This window comes from Catenulispora rubra (assembly GCF_015356825.1).
GTDB lineage: Bacteria > Actinomycetota > Actinomycetes > Streptomycetales > Catenulisporaceae > Catenulispora > Catenulispora rubra.
This window is the reverse complement of sequence record NZ_JAACYW010000517.1, coordinates 1-3,389: the sequence shown is the minus strand read 5'-3', so window position 1 is coordinate 3,389 and position 3,389 is coordinate 1. Positions and strand designations below refer to the sequence as shown.

The following is a 3,389-nucleotide window of genomic DNA, read 5'->3' as shown; positions in this document are numbered from 1 at the left end:
AGCACACGCCGTCACGCGACACCGCCCCCGCCGCCAACCGCCCCCGCGCGCCGCGTGCCGCAGCCGCCGCAGCCGACGACGCGGCCACCGCAACCGACGACGCCGCCAAGCCCGTCGCGCTCCCGGCCCCGAGCGCCGGAACCCGGGCCCTGAGCGAGCACATGGACCACAGCGACAGCCTCGACGGCATCCGTAGCGCCGGTGGTGACGCAGCCAAAACCTCGCCCGCTTTCCCGGTATCCGGGGGCGCCGCCGACTCACCGCCGAACGCCGACTCACCGCCGACCGCCGACCGACCGCCGACCGCCGACCCATCGCCGACCGCCGACTCACCGCCGAACGCCGACCGACCGCCGAACGCCGAGTCACCGCCGAACACCGAGTCACGCGTGTCCGCAAGCGCAACCAACCCCTCGGCCTCCGACAGCCCCACCGGCGAGGCTGCTGAAGAGCCCGCCGCCACCGCCCTCGACACCCTCTGGGACGACTTCAAACGCACCGGCGACCTGGGCCTCCGCGAGCGCCTGATCCTCCACTACTCCCCGCTGGTGAAGTACGTCGCCGGCCGTGTCCGCGTCGGTCTGCCCGGGGCGCTGGACTCCGCCGACTTCGTCTCGTCCGGCATCTTCGGGCTCATCGATGCGATCGAGCGCTTCGAGCCGCATCGGCACGTCAAGTTCGAGACGTATGCCATCGCGCGGATTCGTGGCGCCATCATCGATGAGCTGCGTGCGCTCGATTGGATTCCGCGGTCGTTGCGGCAGAAGGCGCGGGAGATCGAGCAGGCGTCCGTGCGGCTGGAGCAGGAGTTCGGGCGGACGCCGAGTGAGGCGGAGATCGCTCGGGAGTTGGGGATCGGGCTCGGGGAGTTGCGGCAGATCTTCAGCAAGCTGTCGTTGGTGAACGTCGCGGCGCTCGACGAGCTGCTCGCGCTGCCGACGCAGTCCGGGGACCGGATTCCGCTCATGGAGACGTTGGAGGACGGCGACGCGCCCGACCCCGTGGCGCTCTTCGAGGTGCAGGAGACGCGGGCTCTGCTGGCTCGGGCGGTGAACTCGCTGCCGGAGCGGGACAAGACGGTCGTCACGCTCTACTACTTCGAGGGCATGACGCTCGCGCAGATCGGCGAGGTGCTCGGCGTCAGCGAGAGCCGGGTGTGCCAGATCCACACCAAGGCGGTGCTGACGTTGCGGGGCAAGTTGTCCGCGAAGGAGTAGGACCTTCATCGGACCGTTCTCAACGCCGGGTTGTGTACAGGTGTGTGGACGCGGCACCTTAGTGCGCATGCCCAGGATCCGTGCCGCCACCGTCGTCGAGCACCGGGAGATGCAGCGCCGCGCGCTGCTGGAGGCGGCGCGCGACCTGGTGGCCGAGGGCGGGGTCGCCGCGTTGACGTTTCCGGCGCTGGCCAAGGCGACCGGGCTCGCGCGCTCGAGCGTGTACGAGTACTTCAAATCCCGCGCCGACGTGATCGAGGCTCTGGTCGCGCACGAGTTCCCGGCCTGGATCGGCGAGGTGCGCGCGGCGATGGCGGCCGAGACCACGGCCGAACGGCAGCTCGCCGCCTACGTCCGCCGCCAGCTGGGCCTGGTCTCCGAACCGGGGCACCGCGCGCTGTTGGCCCTGTCCGGCCAGGAACTCGACGGCGACGCCCGCGACCGCATCCGCGCGGCGCACGGCTGGATGCTGGACCTGGGCATCGGCGTGCTGCGCGCGCTCGGCCACCCCGAGCCCCGCCTGGCCGCGGCGCTGGTGCAGGGCACGGTCGACGCCGCGGCCAAGCGCATCAGCCTCGGCGCGGACCCGGCGGAGGTCACCGAGACCGCAGTCTCGATGGTGCTGTTCGGCGGCCTGGGCTCGGCCCGCCGCCACACGCAGGCGCTGAACGCCCAGGCCGGCCAGACGCGGCCGCAGCCCGGGGGGAGTACGCGGCGGCGCGCGACATCTGCGAGCTGACATAGAGGGAATGCGGCTGAGAGCAAGCAGCGACCCGCATCCCAGCCCCTGACAATCCAATAAATAACCCAAAAGCACCACGAATCCGTGACATCCCCCAACCCCCGCACCATCCTGGCCGCATGCGCCTCCGCAGAACCCTGGCGCTCGCCGCCATCGCCACCGCGCTGTCTGTCGCGGTGCCGGCCTTGGCGTACTCCGGCCCGCGGCTTCTCGCTGCGGCCTCTGGTGCTTCCACCGCCAAGCGCGGGAACCAGGCGCAGCCCGGTCAGCCCGCACCAGCGCCTCCGCACGATCCCGCCCGCACCTGGACCTGGCCGCTCACGCCGCCTGTCGGCGCGCGTCGTCCCGTCGTCGTCCATCCCTTCCAGCCTCCGACGAAGCGCTGGCAGGCCGGTCATCGGGGCGTCGACCTTCTCGGTGGTCCCGGGCAGGAGGTTCTGGCGGCCGGGCAGGGCACCGTCAGCTACGCCGGCCTGCTCTTCGGGCGTCCCGTCGTCGCCATCGATCACACCGCACCGGGTCACGACACGCTGCGTACCACCTACGAGCCCGTCGATCCCGTCGTGAAGGTCGGGGACAGGGTTCGGACCGGTCAGCTCATCGGGCATCTCGTGGATTCGCCCGCCAACCACTGTGCGCCGCGGACCTGCCTGCACTGGGGCCTCGTGCGCGGTTTCGGGCACGCCGAGCGCTACCTCAACCCGGTCGGGCTCCTGGAACACGGCCCGGTGCGGTTGTTGCCGGTGTGGGGCGTGAGGTAGGCGCAGCCTCACAAGGCGCAGTCCGAGAGAGCGTTCCTCGACCACCGCGCTTAGCGTCGGACGCGGGCCGGGCAGCGTTGGCCTGATCACCGACCGACGGACCGAGCGAGCGAAGAGTGAGGGCCGAACCGATGAGCCTGGGCAAGAACCTCGGGAAGCTGGACGCCAAGGTCGACGAGTCCTCCGCCGAAGACAAGCCTTCCCCCAAAGAATGGTGGCGGGCCCACTCCACCGCACCCGCCGTCCCGAACGCCGACCGGCTGGAAATCACCTACCCCGGGGATAACACCGTGTGGTCGCCCGCCGAGGAGATCGACGTGACCTGGGACCTGCGCGGCGACGTGCAGCGTCCCCTCGACGTCGTGCTGGTGCGGCAGACCGGGGACCGGTCGGGGCCGAACTTCGGGCGGCTGACGTTCTTCACGCTGGCGCGCGGCGTGGACCCGGCCGAGAAGAAGGTCACCATCGAGGTGCCGGACGTGCCGCCGGGCGGCGACTACGCCATCAGCATCTCCAGCGCGGATCCGCTGACCGTCTACAGCCAGGTGCTCACCATCGCCGAGCCCGCCTAGACACGCGACGGAAAGGCGCACCGGACGCGCGCATCGCACACGCGCCGCGAAGCACGCCCCGAAACGCGCGCGCCGACCCCAAAACCCCCACCCACCT

General features: G+C 71.2%; 3 protein-coding genes and 1 pseudogene. All 4 read left to right on the top strand.

Features of this window, described 5'->3' with window-relative positions:
* The first annotated feature begins 389 nt into the window (after window positions 1-389).
* The 4 genes and pseudogenes from whiG (at window position 390) to GWK61_RS53325 (ending at window position 3,292) form a co-directional block, all read left to right on the top strand.
* Complete coding sequence (whiG, locus tag GWK61_RS53340) at window positions 390-1,217, top strand: RNA polymerase sigma factor WhiG (RefSeq protein WP_369125688.1); 828 nt, start codon at window positions 390-392, stop codon at window positions 1,215-1,217.
* Window positions 1,218-1,284: 67 nt separating this feature from the next.
* Window positions 1,285-1,857: pseudogene (locus tag GWK61_RS53335) on the top strand (TetR/AcrR family transcriptional regulator); the annotation flags it as partial.
* Between the two features lie 221 nt (window positions 1,858-2,078).
* The gene (locus GWK61_RS53330; protein ID WP_194922030.1) at window positions 2,079-2,720 is read left to right on the top strand and encodes a M23 family metallopeptidase; all 642 of its coding nucleotides are present in this window, start codon (window positions 2,079-2,081) and stop codon (window positions 2,718-2,720) included.
* Between the two features lie 116 nt (window positions 2,721-2,836).
* A complete protein-coding gene (locus GWK61_RS53325; RefSeq protein WP_194922027.1) occupies window positions 2,837-3,292 on the top strand; it encodes a Ser-Thr-rich GPI-anchored membrane family protein in 456 nt (151 codons plus the stop codon).
* Window positions 3,293-3,389 lie beyond the last annotated feature (97 nt).

Bases quoted from the DNA above. Each gene is read 5' to 3' on its own strand.
- GWK61_RS53330 (WP_194922030.1), top strand. From the start codon at position 2,079: ATGCGCCTCCGCAGAACCCTGGCGCTCGCCGCCATCGCCACCGCGCTG.